The organism is Lysobacter niastensis (genome assembly GCF_015453285.1).
In the GTDB taxonomy this organism is placed as follows: domain Bacteria; phylum Pseudomonadota; class Gammaproteobacteria; order Xanthomonadales; family Xanthomonadaceae; genus Lysobacter_J; species Lysobacter_J niastensis.
In genome coordinates this window covers 177,428-196,119 of the sequence record NZ_JADLZT010000004.1, presented here as the reverse complement: position 1 = coordinate 196,119, position 18,692 = coordinate 177,428, and the positions used below count along the sequence as shown (strand labels likewise).

General features: G+C 67.3%; 16 protein-coding genes. 3 read left to right on the top strand and 13 right to left on the bottom strand.

The annotated features are described in order from the left end of the window. Window positions 1–269: 269 nt before the first annotated feature. From IU514_RS08425 to IU514_RS19085, 10 genes are all read right to left on the bottom strand, one after another. A complete protein-coding gene (locus tag IU514_RS08425) occupies window positions 270–2,120 on the bottom strand; it encodes a carboxypeptidase regulatory-like domain-containing protein (RefSeq protein WP_194930656.1) in 1,851 nt (616 codons plus the stop codon). Next, window positions 2,117–4,282 carry a hypothetical protein gene (locus tag IU514_RS08420; RefSeq protein WP_194930655.1) on the bottom strand — a complete coding sequence of 722 codons (2,166 nt, stop codon included), beginning with the start codon at window positions 4,280–4,282 and terminating at the stop codon, window positions 2,117–2,119. The genes IU514_RS08425 and IU514_RS08420 overlap by 4 nt, the downstream gene beginning before the upstream one ends. Continuing rightward, window positions 4,279–5,457, bottom strand: a complete 1,179-nt coding sequence (locus IU514_RS08415) for a BatA domain-containing protein (protein ID WP_194930654.1) — start codon at window positions 5,455–5,457, stop codon at window positions 4,279–4,281. The genes IU514_RS08420 and IU514_RS08415 overlap by 4 nt, the downstream gene beginning before the upstream one ends. Beyond that, the gene (locus IU514_RS08410; protein ID WP_194930653.1) at window positions 5,454–6,365 is read right to left on the bottom strand and encodes a DUF58 domain-containing protein; all 912 of its coding nucleotides are present in this window, start codon (window positions 6,363–6,365) and stop codon (window positions 5,454–5,456) included. The genes IU514_RS08415 and IU514_RS08410 overlap by 4 nt, the downstream gene beginning before the upstream one ends. 28 nt (window positions 6,366–6,393) lie before the next feature. Then, on the bottom strand, window positions 6,394–7,389 hold the full coding sequence (locus IU514_RS08405) for an AAA family ATPase (RefSeq protein ID WP_194930652.1): 996 nt from the start codon (window positions 7,387–7,389) through the stop codon (window positions 6,394–6,396). 22 nt (window positions 7,390–7,411) lie between these two features. Continuing rightward, complete coding sequence (locus tag IU514_RS08400; protein ID WP_194930651.1) at window positions 7,412–8,113, bottom strand: DUF4159 domain-containing protein; 702 nt, start codon at window positions 8,111–8,113, stop codon at window positions 7,412–7,414. Beyond that, window positions 8,110–9,735 carry a TldD/PmbA family protein gene (locus IU514_RS08395; protein ID WP_194930650.1) on the bottom strand — a complete coding sequence of 542 codons (1,626 nt, stop codon included), beginning with the start codon at window positions 9,733–9,735 and terminating at the stop codon, window positions 8,110–8,112. The genes IU514_RS08400 and IU514_RS08395 overlap by 4 nt, the downstream gene beginning before the upstream one ends. Window positions 9,736–9,754: 19 nt before the next feature. After that, entirely contained in the window at window positions 9,755–11,089 is a 1,335-nt protein-coding gene (locus IU514_RS08390; protein ID WP_194930649.1) for a TldD/PmbA family protein, read from the bottom strand. A 20-nt stretch (window positions 11,090–11,109) separates the two neighbouring features. Continuing rightward, window positions 11,110–12,738 carry a TldD/PmbA family protein gene (locus IU514_RS08385; protein ID WP_194930648.1) on the bottom strand — a complete coding sequence of 543 codons (1,629 nt, stop codon included), beginning with the start codon at window positions 12,736–12,738 and terminating at the stop codon, window positions 11,110–11,112. Window positions 12,739–13,024: 286 nt separating this feature from the next. Then, window positions 13,025–13,159 carry a hypothetical protein gene (locus IU514_RS19085; protein ID WP_267464036.1) on the bottom strand — a complete coding sequence of 45 codons (135 nt, stop codon included), beginning with the start codon at window positions 13,157–13,159 and terminating at the stop codon, window positions 13,025–13,027. Window positions 13,160–13,639: 480 nt separating this feature from the next. On the opposite strand from IU514_RS19085, the gene IU514_RS08380 reads away from it, so the two are divergent. Together IU514_RS08380 and IU514_RS08375 are read left to right on the top strand one after the other, a co-directional pair. Next, window positions 13,640–14,845, top strand: coding sequence for an epoxide hydrolase family protein (locus IU514_RS08380; RefSeq protein WP_228760581.1), 1,206 nt, complete (start codon window positions 13,640–13,642; stop codon window positions 14,843–14,845). Between the two features lie 245 nt (window positions 14,846–15,090). Next, a complete protein-coding gene (locus tag IU514_RS08375) occupies window positions 15,091–15,738 on the top strand; it encodes an alternative oxidase (protein ID WP_194930646.1) in 648 nt (215 codons plus the stop codon). Between the two features lie 39 nt (window positions 15,739–15,777). Here IU514_RS08375 and IU514_RS08370 read toward each other — a convergent pair whose 3' ends face one another. From IU514_RS08370 to IU514_RS08360, 3 genes are all read right to left on the bottom strand, one after another. Beyond that, a complete protein-coding gene (locus IU514_RS08370) occupies window positions 15,778–16,170 on the bottom strand; it encodes a GFA family protein (protein ID WP_194930645.1) in 393 nt (130 codons plus the stop codon). Window positions 16,171–16,202: 32 nt separating this feature from the next. Beyond that, complete coding sequence (locus tag IU514_RS08365) at window positions 16,203–17,567, bottom strand: alpha/beta hydrolase family protein (RefSeq protein WP_194930644.1); 1,365 nt, start codon at window positions 17,565–17,567, stop codon at window positions 16,203–16,205. Between the two features lie 195 nt (window positions 17,568–17,762). Beyond that, a complete protein-coding gene (locus IU514_RS08360) occupies window positions 17,763–18,374 on the bottom strand; it encodes an HD domain-containing protein (protein ID WP_194930643.1) in 612 nt (203 codons plus the stop codon). 111 nt (window positions 18,375–18,485) lie between these two features. Here IU514_RS08360 and IU514_RS08355 point away from each other — a divergent pair, with 111 nt between their 5' ends. After that, window positions 18,486–18,677, top strand: a complete 192-nt coding sequence (locus tag IU514_RS08355) for a hypothetical protein (protein WP_194930642.1) — start codon at window positions 18,486–18,488, stop codon at window positions 18,675–18,677. Window positions 18,678–18,692 lie beyond the last annotated feature (15 nt).

The following is an 18,692-nucleotide window of genomic DNA, read 5'->3' as shown; positions in this document are numbered from 1 at the left end:
TGTGAGCAGAAAGACCCAAAGGCGGGGCTCTGAACCCCAACGGTGGAGCAAGGAGGTCCAACGAGCGGGCTTTTTGCCCCAACTACCGAGCTCCACAACCCCGACGCCGGAGCACTTATCCCCAACTGGCAAAGGCCAATCGCCCGACCACTCGCCTAGCGGCCTGACACGTTGATCAGCAGAGGGAGCGAAGGTGCCTTCGTCCGTCGCCCCAACCTGATCGCTTCGGCCAACCGCCCTCGAACGCGCGGCGGTATTCCTGCGGGACGTCAGGCGGTGCGGCCGGCCCGCGAACGCTCGAACCACCAGAGGGCTGAACTTGCCAGCAGCCAGGCCAGCCACCACGGCCAGCGGCTTCCGGGTTGGCCGGGCACGAGTGTCGGCGCGGCCTTTACGTCACCGGCTCCGGCGGCGAGCCGCTGCGTCGCCTCGCGCAACACCGCGGCATGCAACCCCGGCACCGCATCGGCGGCGCGGACATGGAACAGCTGGCTGCGTTCGCCGGACTGCAGGCGGTGCCAGCCCGGCTGGCGCGGCCAGTACGCGGCGCAGGCCGGCGTGCCGGTGGCCGGGTCGGCCAGCAATGCGGTCTTCGCGCCACCGGGCGAGATGACGCTGGCCCCTGCAGCCGTCCCGCACAGCGCCAGGCGCTGGTCCACGCGCGCCTCGCCACGCACCTCGAACGCCGGTTGCGGCTGCGCACGGGCCAGTGCGGCCAGCACACCACTCCACAGCTCGCCATAGCGATCGCCACGGCCGGCCAGCACCAACCGGTAACTGTCGGTCAGCGTCCACACCGCGATGCGGCCGCGGCCGAGCGCCCGCCACAGTCCCAGCGGCTGGCCGGATTCGTCGCGCGACAGCGGCTGTGCGTCGCTGCCGTCGAGGCGCAGCGTGCGCCGGGTCAGCGCCGGAATCTCGGCGATGTCGGCATCCGCCGCGCGCGGCGCATCGACGGTACCGGGCCCGAGGCGCGCACGCTCGGCATCGGTGTCGCGCTGCCCCGTGGCCAGTCGGACCGCCACCGAATCGCTTCCGCCATCGACGTCGAAACCCAGCGCGCGCAGGCGCCGGCGTTCGCCATCCGGCAAGGTCGCGGTGACACGCAGCAGCAGGCCCAGTCCGCCACGGACCGCCTCGATCAATGCCGAACGCTGCGCATCGCCGAGCGCCGCCCATGCGCGTTCATCGAGCACGACGACGTCGAAGCGCGACAAGCTCGCGGCATTCAACGCGATCGGCACGTCGCCCAGTTGCATGCCGCCACCGGCGGCGATCTGCGTGTGCATCGCCAGGCCGGCATCGAGCGCCCATCGCCGCAGGTACTTCCACTCGGGATTCGGCGCACCGGCGAGCACGAGCACGCGTGGCGCCGGATCGGCGTCGATCTGCAGCGGCAGTTCTACATTCTCGACCTGCTTTTGCTGCGCATCGCGCAGCCGCAACCGGTAGATCGCCACGCCGGGCACGCGGGTCGTCGCGCCCAGCGCGAAGCGTCCGTCGGCATCGAGCGGCACGCGATCGACGCGCTGGCTGCCGGGATCGAGCAGTTCGGCGACGCCGCCCTTGAGGTCCTGCGCGCGCCCGGCGATGCGGAACTCGCCGCCGGACGCGGCGCGCTGCGGCGCCGCGAGTTCGACCAGGCCGCGCGGCAGTGGCGCGGGCACGAACTCCAGTGCGATGCCTTGCACTGCTGCGCGATCGCGCGACGTCAGTCCTGCGCCGGCGACGCGGATTCGCTGCGTACCCGGATGGCGGCGCAGCGCGGTCCCGAGATCCGGGACGCGTTCGACGCCGGGAAGTTCCGGCGCTTCGGGCAATGCGACCATCGCATCGCCCGCCTTAATGGCATCGAGTTGCGCGCCGGCACTGACCACGACCAGCGTGCCCGCCTCGCCCGGCGTCGACGGCGGGAACAGCGCGAAATACAGCAGTGCCGCGCACAGCGGCTGCGCCAGCACCAGCAGCGTCACGCGCCAGGCACGCGAGCGCTGCGCGGGTTCCGCGCGCCACTGTCGATACAGCAGTCGCGCAATGCTCGCCAGCACGGTCACGGCCAGCAGCACCGCCACCGGCATCGCCAGGTCGAACTCACGGGCACCGAGCATGAGGGTGTTCATCGCGCACGCTCCTCGCGCAGGGCGTCGAGGTAACGGCGTCCGGCGGCGCCGCCGTCGTCACGACGCGGCACCGTCGACGCCGGCCGCGGCAGCAGCGGCCAAAGCAGCGCACGCAGTTCACGGCGGCACGGCACGCAGGCCGGATCGGCGCGCAACGTTTCCATCACCGCGATGAACGCCAGCGGATCGGCCAACTGCGACGGGTGCTCGCGCAGCCAGCGTTCCAGCACGGCGAAATCGACGTCCGTTGCGCCAGCCGCCGATGCCGCAGGCGCTTCATCCAGCGCGCGCCACAGGTTCGCCAGCGTCGGATCAGCCGCGGTGGCCGCGACCAGTGCATCGTCACGGCGCGCCAGTCCGGCGCGATCGCCGCCCATGCGCCGGCTTTCATCGATAGGTGGCAACTCGGTACCGACGCGCGCCAGGTAGATCCGGGTCGCCTGCTGCACCTGCTTGATGAAGCCCAGCGCCTTGTATGCATACGGCAGCGCAAGCTCCGGATGTCCCTGGCGCAGGTTCAGTTCCGACTGCCACATCTGGTCGAGCGCGGCCTTCAGCGTCGTGCGCGTTTCCGGATCGAGCAGCGTCGCCGCTTCGGCGTGGTCGTGCGTGTGGCCGTATTCCTCCAGCACCGAGGTTTCCTGGCCGAAGGCTTGCGAGTCTGCTGCGGGCGCATGGTCGTGATCGGCGTCCGCGGCCGCACCTTCTTCGGCATGCGCGGTGTCGCCTTGTTCGTCGCTGGTCGGCGGCGGCTTGGGACCGCCTTCGGCTTCCTCACCGAGGAACTGGCCGTAACGCAGGCGCAGGATGCGCTGGTCCACGCCGATCCCGTCGCTGCGCTCGGTGTATTGCGCGGCATCGAGCTTGCGCTTCTGCTTCAGCAGCGTCTCGGCGTCGATGATGATCTGGCGCTGGCTGCGGAAGTACGCGGGCATCACCTTCTTGACCATGCCTTCCAGGCCCGTCGATTCATTGCCGAGGTCCGGCGGCCAGCGCAGGATCAGGCTGGCGCTGTTGGCGCTTTGCGGCGACGGCGAGCGGTTGTCCTCGACACGCAATTGCACGATCAGGTCGTCGCCGACCGCATACCCGAGCGCGGACAGGTCCACGCGCTGCACGTACCGCTTCTGCGTGGCGCCACCGCTGCCACGCACCGCGACGGTCTGCTCGCGGAAGGTGATGTTCTCTCCGCTGCCCTGCGCCAGCATGATGCGCAGCCGCGCGTTCGCCGCCAGGCCGTAGTCGTCGCCGGCCTCGAACGTCAGCGCCCAGCCCCGCTGCCCGGGCTTCATCAGGCTCAGGCTTCGATCCGGCTCGATTACGCGCAGCGTCGGCGGACGGTCGGCAATCGCATCCAGGCGATGCCGAACGGCCGGCGTCAACGGCGGCGCGTCATGCAGCACGATGCGGTACAACGCCGAGCGGGTCAGCACGTCGCTGCCATGCCAAACATCGCCCTCTCGCGTCAACGCGACACTGCGGCCGTCGTGATACACCAGTTCGGCAGCGCCGGGCTGCGGCGCGAAGCGCAGCGTCCATTGCAGGCGCGTACCCTGCGGCGCCTTGGCGTCGAGCGTCGCCTCCTCGCGCGCCGGCAGGCGCGTATAGGCGGGCGGCACGATGCGCAGTTGCTGTTCGAGCAGGCGTGTCTGCGTGGGTTTCGCCTCGGTCCCGCCGATCGCAGCCACGACCTCGTCGAAGCTGGCGGGCGGGCGAGCCGGCCACAGCAGCAGCGCGGCAATCGCGACGGCGGCGACACCGAACCCCGTGGCGATCGCCTTCGCCGACCAGCGCGGACGCAGGTCCGGCATGCGTGCCGTTTCGATGCGTTGCTGCAGGCGCGCGAGCTGCAGTCGTGGAAGCGCCAACAGAGAACCCGCCTGCGCGAACAGCAGGTCGGCGCTGTCCTCCATGTCCGGGCGGCGCGCATCGAGCTCGCGGACCAGCCAATGATGGTCGAGCCTGCGCGCGCGATGCAACGCGAACGCCGCGATTGCCGCCACGGCTACCAAGACCACGATGATGGCCGCGATTACACCACTGAAGCGCCATGCCGCAACGCCCACCATGGCTGCCCACGGCAAGCCGGCCAGCGCGGCATCGAGGCCGCGGCGCAGGCGCGCATCGCGCAGCGTGTCGCGCAGGATCGACGCCGCGTTCATGGCGCGCTCCGTTGGCGCTTCGCGCTCGCCATCCAGCGCTCGACGGCGAACAGCATCGCGATCAACGCCAGCAACCAGGGCTGCAGTTCGCGCGGCGCCACCGGAAATGCGATGCCACCCGTAGACGGCGCGTGTGCGGCCGCATGGACGCGCGCGGGCTCCGGTGCGGCCGCCACGAACAGACCGCGCAGCTGTCGCGGGAACTGCGCGTCAAGCAGTTGCGGAATGGCCTTGGCCTGCAACGGGCGCGTCAGGCGCATGACCTTGCCGCGCCCGTACGCGCTGCCTTCCACCAGAGCGGCGCCATCGTCATCGCGCCAGAGCACCGACATCGGCACGGCATCGGCGAGCGTCGCCTCGGGATCGAGCAGTGCGACGCCGCCATTGCGGATCCAGTCCGCTACCGCTTGCGGCAGCGGACCCGGCGCAAGCCACATCAGGTGCAGCGTCTGTGCGGCAACCGGTTTAGCGGAGAGCGCGATGTCCTGCCCAGCCACTGCTTTCGACGATGGGTCCTGCCAGGCGGCGTTGGCAGCGCGCAGATATCGCAGCGAGCCTTCACGATCCGGCGAGTAGCGCACGCTGAGCGAAGGCGCCGCGGCGACTGCGGCGGCGCGCGGCTTCGTTTCGATGCCGGGCAGCACGCGCCAATCGACGCGCCGGCTCAGCACCGGACGCTGTCCGTCGACGCCGTTGAGTTGTTCGGGCACCAGCACTGTCAGCGCCACGCCCGGTGCGAGGTCGGCGTCGAGTTCGCGCAGCAGGCTGGTAATTGCGACCCGAGACGGCGCGGGCGCGCGTGCTCCCGATTCGAAACGCGGGAAGCCCGGCGTCAGCCAGTGCCAGCGCGCGTTGGACGGCGCGGACTGCATGCGCGCCTGATGCGGATCGATGCCGGGCGCGACCGCGACCCACGGCTGACGGTCCTCGGCGCCGAACAACACCGGACGAGCGATGAGCAAGGCCAGCAGCGCCAGCAGCAGCAGGCGAACCAGCAGCAGCGGCCACTCGTCGAAGCGGATGCGATGACGCGGACGCGGTTTCTGCCGCAGCCACTGCAACGCGGCGAACACGGTCGGCCGCTGCTCGCTGCGTCGCGCGAGGTGGATCAACAGCGGCAGCAACAGCGCCGCAAGCGCGGCCAGCCCCGCAGGCAGCAGCAGGGCCAGGTTCACGCGTACTCCGCGGCGTCGCGCGCACCGAACAGCCGCCGCAGCGGCAGGTCCAGCGGCTGGTCGAGGAAGTAGTCGGCGTGGCGGATGCCGCTGGCATCGAGACGGGCGTTCAGTTCGCGCCGCGCCTGCGCGAAACGGGCGATGAACTCGCCGCGCATCGCCGCGCCGTCGCCGAGCAGCTCCTCGCCGGATTCCGGATCGCGGAAGCGATGGCCACCGGCGAACGGGAAGTCGCGCTCCTCGGCGGTCAGCAACTGGACCGCGGCCACTTCGCGCCGCGCCGCGGCGAGCCGGGTGGCGACGTCGGCCGCACCGTCATCGAACAGATCGCTGAGCAGCACGACCAGGTCGCCCGCGCCGATGCGTTCCCACAACGGGCGCAACTGTTCGGCGGAAGGCCAGTGTCCGTGTGCCGACAAAGCATGCAGCTCCAGCAGGATGCGGTCGCGTTGCCGCACCGACGCGCCGGGTGCGATCAGGCGCACGCCATCTCCACGCAGCGACACCAGCCCGAAACGGTCGCCCTGGCGCAGTGCCAGTTCGGCGATGCAGGCGGCGAGGCCCTTGGCAGCGGACAAGCGCGACCAGCCGGGACGCGCCGCGTCCTCCTGCGCCATCGATGCGGTGGCGTCGATCAGGATCCACACTGCCAACGGACTTTCACGCTCGGCTTCGCGCACGAAGAACCGGTCGGAGCGTGCGTACAGCTTCCAGTCGACCTGGCGCAGTTCGTCGCCGGGTTCGTAGGCGCGGTACTGGGCGAACTCGAGCCCGGCGCCGCGGCTTCGGCTGTGGTGCAGGCCGAGGCCCTGCAGCCCGACCGCGCGTCGCGAGGTCAGGCGCAGGTCCTTCAACCGCGCGCGAACCTGCGGCGGGATGAAGTCGGCGATGCTGGAGCCGGTGGTCATGCAGGGAGCTGAAATCAGGCGGCGAAAATCAGGCGGCGAACGGAACGCTGCGCAGCAGCACCGCGATCACGTCGTCGGCGCTCTTCTGTTCGGCCTCAGCGGCGAACGACAGCAGCAGGCGGTGGCGCATCACCGGAGCGGCCAGCGCGACGATGTCCTCGCGCGTCGCGGCGAGGCGACCGTGCAGCAGCGCGCGCGCCTTGGCCGCGAGCACCAGCGACTGGCCGGCGCGCGGGCCCGCGCCCCACTTCACCCATTGCCGTATTTCGGCCGGGGCGTTTTCGCCGGGACGGCTCGCACGCACCAGGCGCGTGACCCAGTTGAGCAGGTCGTCGCCGAAATGCACCTCGCGCACGCGCGCCTGCAGCGCCAGCACCTCTTCGCCGTGCATCACGCGCGGCACCTGCGCGCTGTGCGTGCCGGTGGTCTGGGCGAGGATGTCGTGCTCCTCGCGTTCGCTTGGATAATCGACGCGGATGTGCAGCAGGAAACGGTCGAGCTGCGCTTCCGGCAGCGGATAGGTGCCAGCCTGCTCGAGCGGGTTCTGCGTGGCCAGCACGAAGAACGGCGCCGGCAGCGAATGCGTCACGCCGGCGTAGCTGACGGTGCGCTCCTGCATCGCTTCCAGCAGTGCGGCCTGCGTCTTGGGCGGCGTACGGTTGAGCTCATCGGCCAGCAGCAGATTGGTGAAGATCGGACCGGGCTGGAAGCGGAAGTGGCGATGACCGGTGCCGTGGTCTTCTTCCAGCAGCTCGGTGCCGAGGATGTCGCTGGGCATCAGGTCGGGCGTGAACTGCACGCGGCGGAACTGCAGCTCCAGCGCCTGTCCCAGCGAGCGCACCAGCAGCGTCTTGCCGAGTCCGGGCACGCCTTCGAGCAGGCAATGGCCGCCGGCCAGCAGGCCGATCAGCAGCTGTTCGACCACCGCCTCCTGGCCGACGATCGCCTGCGCGATCGCGGTGCGCAGCGTGCCGAGGCGCGCGAGCTGGGCCTGGATGTCGGTTTCGGTGAGGGTGTCGTTCATGACGGTTCCTGTGGAGATTCGGTCAGCTGTTCAGTGCGTACATCACGATGTTGACCGCGAACCTGGTGTTGTCCTCGGCCAGGAAGCGCTTGTTGCGCCAGTCGTAATCCCACTCGCAGCCGTAGTCCTTGTTGCTGTAGAGCACGCCCAGACGCCCGTCGATCTCGATGCCCTTGAGGTAGTCGTGCACCAGGTCGTCGCCCCAGCCGTTGAGCTCGAAAGTCGTCGCCGGCGGGCCGTCCTTGAAGGTGAAGAAGCTCCGGTACAGCGGATGCGTGTTCGGCAGCTTCTTCAGCGCCTTGGCGCCGAAGATCGACGCCATCTGCGACTCGAACGACTTGGCGAACAGGCCGTCGATGTCGTGGTTGCAGTCGTCGACCAGGACGAAGCCGCCATTGCGTACGTAGCGCTCGAAGTTGCGGCGCTCGTCCGGGTTGAACTCGACCAGCTTGTGCCCGGCCAGATAGCAGAACGGCGCCGACAGCATCTTCGGATCGGCCAGCGCCACCACGTGTTCCTTGGGGTCCACGCGCAGGTTGGTGTAGTCGATCAGCGAGGTGATCAGGTTCGACGGCATGCGCTGGTCGACGTCCCAGTCGCCCGAGTCGTACTTCAGGCGCGTCAGCCAGAAGTCGTACTCCGCGCCGGCAGCACGGGCCAGGGGCGACAGCAGCGCCCCCGCCGCGCCGCCCAGCATCAGGCGGAGGAACTGCCCGCGCGTCATATCGAACGCGCGGTATTGATGATGTTGATGCCGTTGAAGCGCGTGGTGCTCGATCCGTGCGACACCGCCGAGACCTGGCTCGGCTGGCCCTTGCCGTCGAAGAACGAACCGCCCAGGCGGAAGTCGCGCTCGTCGCAGATCGCCACGCATGCGTTCCAGAACTCCGGCGTGCGGATCTGGTAGGCCGCGTCCTCGACCATGCCGGTGACCTTGCCGTTCTTGATCTCGTAGAACAGCTGGCCGCCGAACTGCGCGTTGTAGCGCTGCTGGTCGATCGAGTACGAACCGCGTCCGTGCACGTACAGGCCGTTCTCCACGTCCTTGACCATGTCCGCGACGCTGAGCGGCTGCTTGCCCGGCATCAGCGAGACGTTGGCCATGCGCTGGAACTGCACGCTGGACCACGAATCGGCATAGCTGCAGCCATGCGACTCGGTGTGGCCGAGGATGTGCGCCTCGTCGCGCGTGGCCTGGTAGTCGACGAGAATGCCGTCGCGCACCAGGTCCCACTGCCGCGTCTTGACGCCTTCGTCGTCGTAACCAACCGCACCGAGGCTGCCCGGGCGAGTCTTGTCGGCGACGAAGTTGACGATCCCGCTGCCCCAGCGATAGCCCTGCTCGCGCTTGTCGAGCGTGGCGAAGCTGGTACCGGCGTAGTTGGCCTCGTAGCCAAGCACGCGGTCGAGTTCCAACGGATGGCCGACGTTCTCGTGGATCGTCAGGAACAGGTTGGACGGATCGACCACCAGGTCGTACTTGCCCGGCTTGACCGACGGCGCCTTGAGCTTGGCGCGGGCATCGCGGGCACTGGCGACCGCATCCGCCATAACGTCGTAGCTGCTGCCGTAGCCGATGACGCCACCCGGCAGCGTGTACTTGCCGGCCGGGTCCGCATCGAGGAACTCGTAGCCCATGCCCATCGGCGAGGACAGGCCGTTGCGGGTGCGGAACTTGCCGCTGGCCTTGTCCACCGCAGTCGCGGTGATCGGCAGCCAGATGCGGTGCACGTCCTGGTCGATGTAGCTGCCGTCGGTCGAGGCGAAGTACTTATGCTCGTTGACGAGGAACAGCGTCGAGTTGAAGAAGTCGGCGCCGGCCTTCATCGCCGCGGCATTGACGCCGAGCAGCAGGTCGACCTTCTCCTTCACCGGCACCGCCATCGCGTTCTTCTTGACGGGCGTCTTCCACGACACCTCGCCGACGCCGCGCACCGGCGCCAGCTCGACCTTGCGGGTCTGGCTGCGCGAGTTGGCACGGGCGATGGCGACGGCCAGCCGGGTCGCTTCGGCCACCGCGTCGGTGGTCATGCGATGCGTGGCGGCGAAGCCCCACGCGCCGTCGAACAGCACGCGGATGCCAACACCGGTCGACTCGTTGTTGACGATGTTCTCGACGCGGTCTTCGCGCGTGACGACGAACTGGCGCAGGTAGCGGCCCACGCGCACGTCGCAGTACGAAGCACCGGCGGCGCGGGCCGAAGCCAGCGCGGCGTCGGCCAGCAGCCGGCGCCGCGCGGTGTCGGCGGGTTCCAGCAACGCCTCGGCGGCGATGCTGCGGCCGTGAGGCAGCAGCATGCCGGCGAGACCGATACCAGCAAAACTCAGGAAATCACGGCGTTGCACGATCGATCACCCTTGCAGATCACACCGCGTCAGACAACGAGGTGAAGGTGAAATCGCGCAGCTTCATCGGCGGGATCATCATCACGAACGAGGACTCGTCGCCGGAGACGCGCACCGGCTTGCCCAGCTCCTCGATGTTGTTGAGCATGATCACCGGCGACTCGTTGAAGCGGAAGTTCTTCACCGGATGCTTGATCTGGCCGTTCTCGATGTAGAACGTGCCGTCGCGGGTCAGGCCCGTCAGCAGCACGGTCTGCGGATCGACCATGCGGATGTACCAGGTGCGCGTGACCAGGATGCCCTTCTGCGTGCCCGCCACCAGCTGCGCCGTGGTCTTGTCGCCACCGGCCATCAGCAGGTTGCCCGGCTCGCCGACGGCGCGCTTGCCCTGCTTCTTCGCCCAGAAGCGCGAGTACTGCAGGTAATCGACCTTGCCGTCCTTCACGATCGCGGTCTTCTCGCGCGGCAGGCCTTCGGAGTCCCACGGCATCACCGGCGCACGCGGATCCCACGGGTCGGAGCTGATGTTCACGCGCGGGTCGTAGACCTGCTCGCCGAGCTTGTTGCCACCGCCCTTCTTCGACAGGAAGCTGCGGCCTTCATCGGCCTGGCGCGCGTCGAAGAAGTTCATCATGAACGAGATCAGGCCCGCGGCCGCGGCCGGTTCCAGGATCACCGTGTACTTGCCTGGCTCCAGCGCCTTGGCCTCGGCCGACTCGGTGGCCTTGCGCATGGCGATGCGGATGTCGGCGTCGGTCTTGAAGTCGGAGGCGTCCTTCAGGTTGCGGCCGACCCAGCCCGAACCGCGGCCGTCCTCGGTGCGCACCGTGCAGGTGTAGTTGAAGTTGGTGGCGCGCTGGTAGCCGAAGTTGCCCTTGCTGTTGGCGAAGGCAACGAAGCTCTGGCCGTCCTCGAGGAAGCCGGCAGCGATCAGCTTCTCGGCCTTGCACGGGCCGATCGAGTCGGCCGCGATCTTCGCGCGCAGATCCGGGTTGATGGCCGCCGTCGATTCGCTGAAGGTCGGGCTGGCCTGGTAGGTCTGCTTCTCGATCGCCGGCATGAACTCCGGGTTCTCCGGTGCCAGGCGGGCCAGGTCCTCGGCGCGGCGCACCACGCGCTCAAGCGCGGCGTCATCGAACTCGTTGATGGTGGCCGTGCCGACGCGGTTGCCGAACGCCACTTCCACGGCCAGCTCGGTGTTATCGACGATGCCACTGGTGGAGATGTTGTTCAGCGCGAAACGGATGTTGCCGTCGATCGAGCCGGTCAAGGACGCCGTGCACTGGTCGGCCTTGGACAGCTTGATGACCTTGTCCAGGATCGCCTTGGCTTCCTGTTCGGTGAAGATGCTCATTTATCTGTCTCCTGTCCCGATCAGCCGAGGTTGCGGGCGGTGTTGATGACGTTGATGCCGTTGAAGCGCGCCGTGCTCGAGCCGTGCGAGACCGCCGAGACCTGGCCCGGCTGGCCCTTGCCGTCGAAGAAGCTGCCGCCCAGGCGGTAGTCGCTTTCGTCGCAGACCGCGGCGCAGGCGTTCCAGAACTCCGGCGTGCGGATCTGGTAGGCCACGTCCTCGATCTGCTGGGTGATCTTGCCGTTCTTGATCTCGTAGAACAGCTGGCCGCCGAACTGCGCGTTGTAGCGCTGCTGGTCGATCGAGAACGAGCCGTCGCCGATGATGTAGATGCCGTTCTCGACGTCCTTGATCATGTCGGCGACGCTGAGCTTGTTCTTGCCCGCCGCCAGCGACACGTTGGCCATGCGCTGGAACTGCACGCTCGACCACGAGTCTGCGTAGCAGCAGCCGTCGGACTCGGTCTTGCCGAGGATGTGGGCCTGGTCGCGGATGGTCTGGTAGTCCACCAGCTTGCCGTTGCTGATCAGGTCCCATTTCTTGGTCTTGACGCCTTCGTCGTCGAAGCCGACCGCGCCGAGGCTGCCGGTCTGGGTCTTGTCGGCGAAGATGTTGACCAAGTCGCTGCCGTACTGGAAGCGCTGCTCGCGCTTGTCCAGCGTGGCGAAGCTGGTGCCGGCGTAGTTGGCCTCGTAGCCGAGCACGCGGTCGAGTTCGAGCGGATGGCCGACCGACTCGTGAATGGTCAGCCAGGTGTGCGACGGGTCGAGCACGAGGTCGTACTTGCCCGGCTTGACCGACGGCGCGGTCAGCTTGGCGCGAGCCTGCTTGGCCGAGGCCACCGCGTCTTCCATCATGTCGTACGACAGGCCGTAGTTGACCACGCCGTTGGGCGAGACGAACTTGCCCGAGGCGGCGCCGTCGAGGTACTCGAAGCCCATGCCCATCGGCGAGGACAGGCCGTCGCGCGTGCGGAACTTGCCGCTGGCCTTGTCGATGGCGGTGACCGTCATCGGTGCCCAGATGCGGTGCACGTCCTGGTCGATGTAGCTGCCGTCGGTCGAGGCGAAGTACTTCTGCTCGTTGACCAGGAACAGCATCGAGTTGACGAAGTCGCCGCCGGCCTTGATCGCCGCGGCGTTAACGCCGAGCAGCAGATCGACCTTGTCCTTGAGCGGCACTTCCATCGAGTTCTTCTTGATCGGCGTCTTCCACGACACCTCGCCGACGCCCGGCGCCTTGGCCAGCTGCACCGGTGTGGTCTGGATGCGCGCATTCGCCTTGGCGATGGCGACAGCCTGCTGCGCGGCCTTGACCACGCCCTGCGTGCCCATCTGGTTGGTCGCGGCGAAGCCCCAGGCACCGTTGACCAGCACGCGGATGCCGACGCCGGTGGACTCGGTATTGACCACGTTCTGGACCTTGTCCTCGCGCGTGATCACGAACTGGCGCAGGTAGCGGCCGATGCGCACGTCGCAGTACGAGGCGCCGGCCGCGGTCGCCGCGGCGAGGGCGGCGTCGGCCAGCTGCTTCTTCTTGGCCACGTCGATCGGCACCAGCAACGCCTCGGCGGCGATGGCGCGGCCGAACGGCATCATCAGCCCGGCCACGCCGATGCCGGACATCGTCAGGAATGAGCGTCTATCCACTTTAGTTGTACCCCCCAGATGGGCCCGCCCGCGTCGTCCGACGCGCCGGGCAAGCGAAGACCGCAAAGAGTCCCGACTGTGAAGAGCGTCATCACGCCTCGTCAAGTGACGTTCGGGCCATGCCGGGAAACAATCAGGCGTGCGACGCGCGGATTTGTGGCGACGGTCCGGGCGGGGTCGCGGCGGCTGTGCCGGATCTGGCGGGTCGGACGGTTCCGTCTTCGACTGCCCGGCACGCCGCCTCGAATTCAGATCTGGCCCGCGCCGGTGGAAGCCGCCGCAACGGTCATTCGGCCGTGGCCAGCGTCAGGGCCTTGTCGAATGCCTGGTCGACGAGCACCTCGCTGTCGGGAACGATGCCCGTGCCTTCCCAGTTCCTGCCCGTGCCCGGATCGTAGGCGCGCCCCGCCGGTATGAGCACGGCCAGTCCCGCGCCATGCCGCCGACATGGTTGGCGCCCGGGTGCGCTCGCGGATGAGCGTTGCACGATGCGTGCGCAGACCCTTCGCGCTGCCGCAGCGGACGTCCACGGGGCCGTAATGGTTCGCGGCGTAGAAAAGCACCTCGCGGACACCAGGATTGGCCTCGCAACCGCAAGGGTTGCACGCAAGGGCCATGCCACGCGGGGCTTCCCGCATGTGTTGCGCGAAAACCAAGCCACTTCAAGGAACGAGCCCAGCTGGCTGCGGAATCAGCCAAACCAGCACGCCGTTCTTTGCTTCATGCGTGCCTGTCAAAAATCCCTTTGTTGTTCCTCCACAGCAGTCTGCGCGTCCAAGGAGGCCGTATGTCAGACGATCATCAACTCCAGTCTCCGGTGAGGCGAAGGCTCTGCACTGCCGCCGCCGCAGCGCCCCTCGTCGCTGCCCCGTTCGGCCTGCTCAGCAGCAAGGAGAATTCCATGAATGAGACCACACAGAAGACCGGTGGCGCCAACGCGGCAGTCCGCCCATTCAAGTACAACGCATCCGACGCCGACCTCGCCGACTTGCGCAGGCGCATAGAGGCGACGCGATGGCCCGATCGCGAAACAGTCCAGGATTCGAAACAAGGCGTGCAACTAGCGACGATCCAGAAGCTCGCACAGCACTGGGCGACGAAGTACGACTGGCGAAAGGTCGAGTCCAGGATCAATGCCATCCCCAACTTCATCATGAACATCGATGGGCTGGACTTCCATTTCATGCACATACGCTCCAAGCATGAGAACGCCCTCCCACTGCTCGTGGCCCATGGCTGGCCCGGCTCGATCATCGAGCAGATGAAGATCATCGGACCGCTCACCGATCCAACTGCCCACGGCGGCGGCGAAGCGGATGCGTTCCACCTGGTGATCCCGTCGATGCCCGGATACGGCTTCTCTGCCAGGCCCACCACGACCGGATGGAATCCCCCGCGCATCGCCGATGCCTACAACGAGTTGATGAAGCGCCTCGGATACACGAAGTGGGGCGCCGCGGGCGGCGATTGGGGTGCGATAGTGGTCGAGCAGATGGCCCTGAAGACTCCGCCCGGCCTGGTCGGCATCCATACGAACATGGCGAACGTCATCCCGCCGGATCTCGACAAGATCCTCTTCCAGGGCGACCCGGTTCCGACGAACCTGACCGGCGACGAGAAACACGCCGCTGAGCAGCTCCACGAGTTCTACCGGCACATCGGGTACGCCGTCCTGATGGGCGACCGGCCGCAGACGCTGACGGGCCTCACGGACTCGCCCGTGGGACTGGCGGCCTTCATGATCGACCACGACCCGGCGAGCTACGAGATGATCGCGCGCTCGATCAGCGGAACACCGGAAGGACTGAGTCCGGATGACGTGCTCGACAATGTCACCCTGTTCTGGTTGACCAACACCGCGATCTCCGCGGGACGCCTGTACTGGGAGAACAAGACTCCGTTCTTCTCCGTGAAGGGCGTCAAGATCCCCGTCGCGGTGAGTGCGTTCCCCGATGAACTCTTCCAGGCACCGAAGAGCTGGGCCGAGCAGGCCTATCCCAAGCTGGTGCACTACAACAAGCTCCCCAAAGGCGGGCACTTCGCCGCCTGGGAACAGCCGAAGTTCTATTCCGAAGAAGTACGCGCGGGCTTCAAGACGTTGAGGTGATGCGGCAGAGCGATGCCTCAGGCATGCGCTCCCGGGCGACGGATTTTTCAGCCGTCGCCCGCAGGCGCGACGACGGAAGAAGCTCCCCATTGGTGTCGATCACTCAACAGCCCCGTTCCGCCCAATGGCCTACCGGCGCAGCACCGATCCGCCTAGATTGCCGGCGACCCATCGCAGCCGCCCGACCTCCTTGCGAGAACGCAGCCGTTCGCCGCGGTGCGTCGGGCGCACAGCCCGGAGACGAAATGAACGCTGGCACCCCGCTGCCGGTCGACCTGCACCATCCGGTGCGCACCCTGTCCGACCGCGTCGCCTACACCATCACGCGCGCGTTGCGCTTCTTCGCGGACACCCTGTTCGCCAAGCGCTACGGCAATCGCGCCATCGTGCTGGAGACGGTCGCGGCCGTGCCCGGCATGGTCGGCGGCGCGCTGCTGCACCTGCGCTGCCTGCGCTGGCTTCGCGACGACAGGGGCTGGATCCGTGCCCTGCTGGACGAGGCCGACAACGAACGCATGCACCTGATGACGTTCATGGAGATCGCCCGGCCGAGCGCGTTCGAGCGACTCATGGTGCTGGTGGCGCAGGCGCTGTTCTTCACCTTCTACCTGCTGCTGTACCTGCTGTCATCGCGCACCGCGCACCGCCTGGTCGGCTACTTCGAGGAAGAGGCGGTGGTGAGTTACACGCGCTATCTCGAAGAGATCGATGCCGGGCGCATCGCCAATGTTCCCGCCCCGCCGATCGCCATCGCCTACTGGAAGCTGCCGCCGCATGCCCGCCTGCGCGATGTCGTCATCGCCGTGCGCCAGGACGAGGCCGGCCATCGCGACGTCAACCACGACATCGCCAGTGAGGACGCGCGTTCGGTTCCTTCGACGAATGCGTTGTGAAATGGTGCGCCTGCGCCAGGTCAGGTTGCGTTCGCGCAACTACTCCTCGAAGCGACCCGACGCGTCACGGTCGCGTTCGTATCGTCTCGTGAGCGGAAACGGCGGCAACCACGACTCGCGGCGGATGGTCCAGAGTTCGTAGGTCGGCGTCAGCTGGCCAGGGGCGTCCAGGCATCCCAGGTTCACCTCGATCTCGTCCGCGCTGCGCCCATAAACGGACGAACCGCAGCGTGGACAGAAATGCCGCCCGGCGTAGTCGCGGGTTTCGCCATCGATGGTCACCGCCTCCTGCGGGAACACCGCGGAGGCATGAAAAAGAGCCCCATGATGCTTGCGGCAATCGAGGCAGTGACACAGGCCGACCCGGTATGGCCGTCCCGACGCCACGATGCGAACGTTGCCGCAAAGGCACCCACCCGTGAACCGGTCCATGATGCGCCTCCTCTAGCGAGCGGCGGCGCAAGTCATACGCCGTCCGGCCGCGCCAGCACCGTGGCATCCCCATACGCGGAATCCGCTACGCGCCCGTCGCGTATCCAGTCGACCAGCATCCGGAAGTAGCCGTCAGCCACACGCGTCTCCACGCGTTCGCCATCAGGCTCGACGTCGAACTTGATGATCCCGTGATCCGTGCCCGGGAATTCCACGACGGTGACGTTCTGCTTGCCCTTGGCGACGGCGAGCAGCCGGCGCCGCGTCTCCTCCGGCGGCGCCTCGCGATCCGCGCCGGCGATGATCCACAACAACGGCTGCTTGACCGACTGCAGCACGGGCATCGGCTCGTACTCCCATGACGTGCCCTGGTCGTGCATGGGTCCGAACAGACGCAGCGCGATCGGCGGGTAGCGCACGAGGTCGCCGGTGTATTCGCCCTTCATGTCCTTCCACCACGGCTCGCTGGCGTACTTGGCCTTCACCGCGTCAAGGCGTTCGTAGCCACCCTTGAAGCGCGCGACCATCACCGCGCCCGTGGCGTCGGTGACTTCCCGCGCCTTGGCCAGCACGTCCGGGCCGTGGCCGGCGGCCACCAGGTCGAGCCGCACCTGGTCGCGGTCTTCGGCCATCGGCGTGTCCGCAAGGCCGTAGGCGACGGCAACGAAGTCGGCATCGCTCTTCGTCGCGGCCAGCGGCTCGATCCAGCCGGCCTGGCTGCCACCGCTGAAGCCCACGCGCCCGGCGCGCGCTCCTGCCAGTCGGCGTGCTTCCTTCAATGCGGCGACGGCGTCATCGGCGAGCAGGTGGAAGTCCTGGCTGTACTTGCCGGTGCTCCCGCCGGTGCCGCGCTTGTCGTAGACGAACACGCCGATGCCGTTGGCCGGGAACAGGCGCTGGAAGTAGTTGTAAGTGCGCGCGGAGGTCGCCTCGGAGCCGTGCACCATCACCGCGATCGGCACGGGACCGTCGCCCGGCGGCATCACCAGTCTGCCGGCGAGGGTTTCGCCATGGCCCTGGAAGCGCGTTTCGGTCGTCGCGAACGACAGGGGCTCGCCGCGATGGCCTTCGAACGTCATCGCCGGCTGGCTGCACGTTCCCAGTTGCACGCCGGTGGGATCCGGGCGCTCGCTCCAGCCGATGGTGCCGCTCCACTTGCCGGCCTTGTCCTGTTGCAGCTTGCCGGTACGGCCGTCCATCGCGCGCCAGCGCAGGCCATCGCCGGTGACCGGGGCGATGTCGATCAGACGTCCGTCGTCGAGCCGGTACACGGCGACATGGCAGGCCATGCTGGGATCGACGGGCTTTTCCTTCTCGGGGCGTGTCCACCAGTAACCGATGGCAGCGGCAGCCGCGACGGCGATCAGGGAAACGACCAATACCTTTCTGGCTCGCATGTGTCTGTCCTTGGCAGTGCGTTCGCCGACGGTAACGCATGCGGACGGGCTGACGAGTGCCAATGGTCAGGCTTTGCACGATCTGCGCAGAAATCCTGATGGGTCGCCACCGGGCGGGGGACGCTTCAGGCTGAATTACAAGGTGGTCGTGCGGCAACGCCGGGGCAAGCCGTGCAGTGAAGCGGCGTCGAAGTGTCAGGAATCGGGTGCGATTTCCCGCTTGCCGACGCCCGCCGCAAAGTGCTCGCGCACCAGCGCCTCGCACGCCGCCCATAGTGTCGGTGAACCACGTTCGATGACGGGGCCATACCGCTGAAGGACCTGTTCGAGCGTAACGCCGTTTTCCGTCCAGGTGCCGCCGCCTGTGCTTACATTCACGAGCAGGGGTTGCACCCTGTCGAGGGCCTTGGCGAACTTCGCGTCATTCGACTCCGCAAGTTCGAACTCGCGCCAGAGCGCCAGCAAGTCACTCCCCTGCTCGCCTGGGACCATGCCGAAGAGACGCACCGCGGCCTTCGCTTCCAGTTCGGCTTGTGATGCACCTGAAGCGACCTGATGGATGGGCGTGTCTCCGACGTCCACCTCGACAATGTCGTGTATCAGGAGCATCTGGATTACACGCTCAGGGTTGATGGGCCCGACGGCATACTCATGCAGGAGCAGTGCATACATGGCGAGGTGCCAGGAATGCTCCGCGCTGTTCTCCTTCCGGCTACGGTCAAGCAGCGGCGACTGTCGGATCACATTCTTCAGTCGATCAATCTCGCGCAGGAACGCGAGTTGTTGATTCAATGAACTGGGAGACATGATGGCGTGCCTTAGACTTTTCCTGCTGCCGCCTGAGTCACCAAACGTCCCGCGCGAAATCCCCACACACTCAGCCCAGCAGCAACGAACAGACCGAGCCAGGAAGCCCACATGGGAACAGTCGCTGCGCCGATCTGTATGGGAACAGCGAGCGCTAATCGCGCGACATGGGCCAACGCGACGATGCCAAAGAGTGAAGCAGCAACCCTGCAGAAAGCTGGACTGGACATTCCACTTCTCCGGTATCTCAAGACCCTTGCCGCCTATCGCCTCAAAAAGGAGCGTGAATCGGCTTCGGCTTGAGTGAATTGTTATGAC

Coding starts and splice junctions, on each gene's coding strand:
- IU514_RS08425 (WP_194930656.1), bottom strand. CDS start 2,120: ATGAACACCCTCATGCTCGGTGCCCGTGAGTTCGACCTGGCGATGCCG.
- IU514_RS08420 (WP_194930655.1), bottom strand. CDS start 4,282: ATGAACGCGGCGTCGATCCTGCGCGACACGCTGCGCGATGCGCGCCTG.
- IU514_RS08410 (WP_194930653.1), bottom strand. CDS start 6,365: ATGACCACCGGCTCCAGCATCGCCGACTTCATCCCGCCGCAGGTTCGC.
- IU514_RS08405 (WP_194930652.1), bottom strand. CDS start 7,389: ATGAACGACACCCTCACCGAAACCGACATCCAGGCCCAGCTCGCGCGC.
- IU514_RS08400 (WP_194930651.1), bottom strand. CDS start 8,113: ATGACGCGCGGGCAGTTCCTCCGCCTGATGCTGGGCGGCGCGGCGGGG.
- IU514_RS08390 (WP_194930649.1), bottom strand. CDS start 11,089: ATGAGCATCTTCACCGAACAGGAAGCCAAGGCGATCCTGGACAAGGTC.
- IU514_RS08380 (WP_228760581.1), top strand. CDS start 13,640: ATGAATGAGACCACACAGAAGACCGGTGGCGCCAACGCGGCAGTCCGC.
- IU514_RS08375 (WP_194930646.1), top strand. CDS start 15,091: ATGAACGCTGGCACCCCGCTGCCGGTCGACCTGCACCATCCGGTGCGC.
- IU514_RS08370 (WP_194930645.1), bottom strand. CDS start 16,170: ATGGACCGGTTCACGGGTGGGTGCCTTTGCGGCAACGTTCGCATCGTG.
- IU514_RS08365 (WP_194930644.1), bottom strand. CDS start 17,567: ATGCGAGCCAGAAAGGTATTGGTCGTTTCCCTGATCGCCGTCGCGGCT.
- IU514_RS08360 (WP_194930643.1), bottom strand. CDS start 18,374: ATGTCTCCCAGTTCATTGAATCAACAACTCGCGTTCCTGCGCGAGATT.
- IU514_RS08355 (WP_194930642.1), top strand. CDS start 18,486: ATGGGAACAGTCGCTGCGCCGATCTGTATGGGAACAGCGAGCGCTAAT.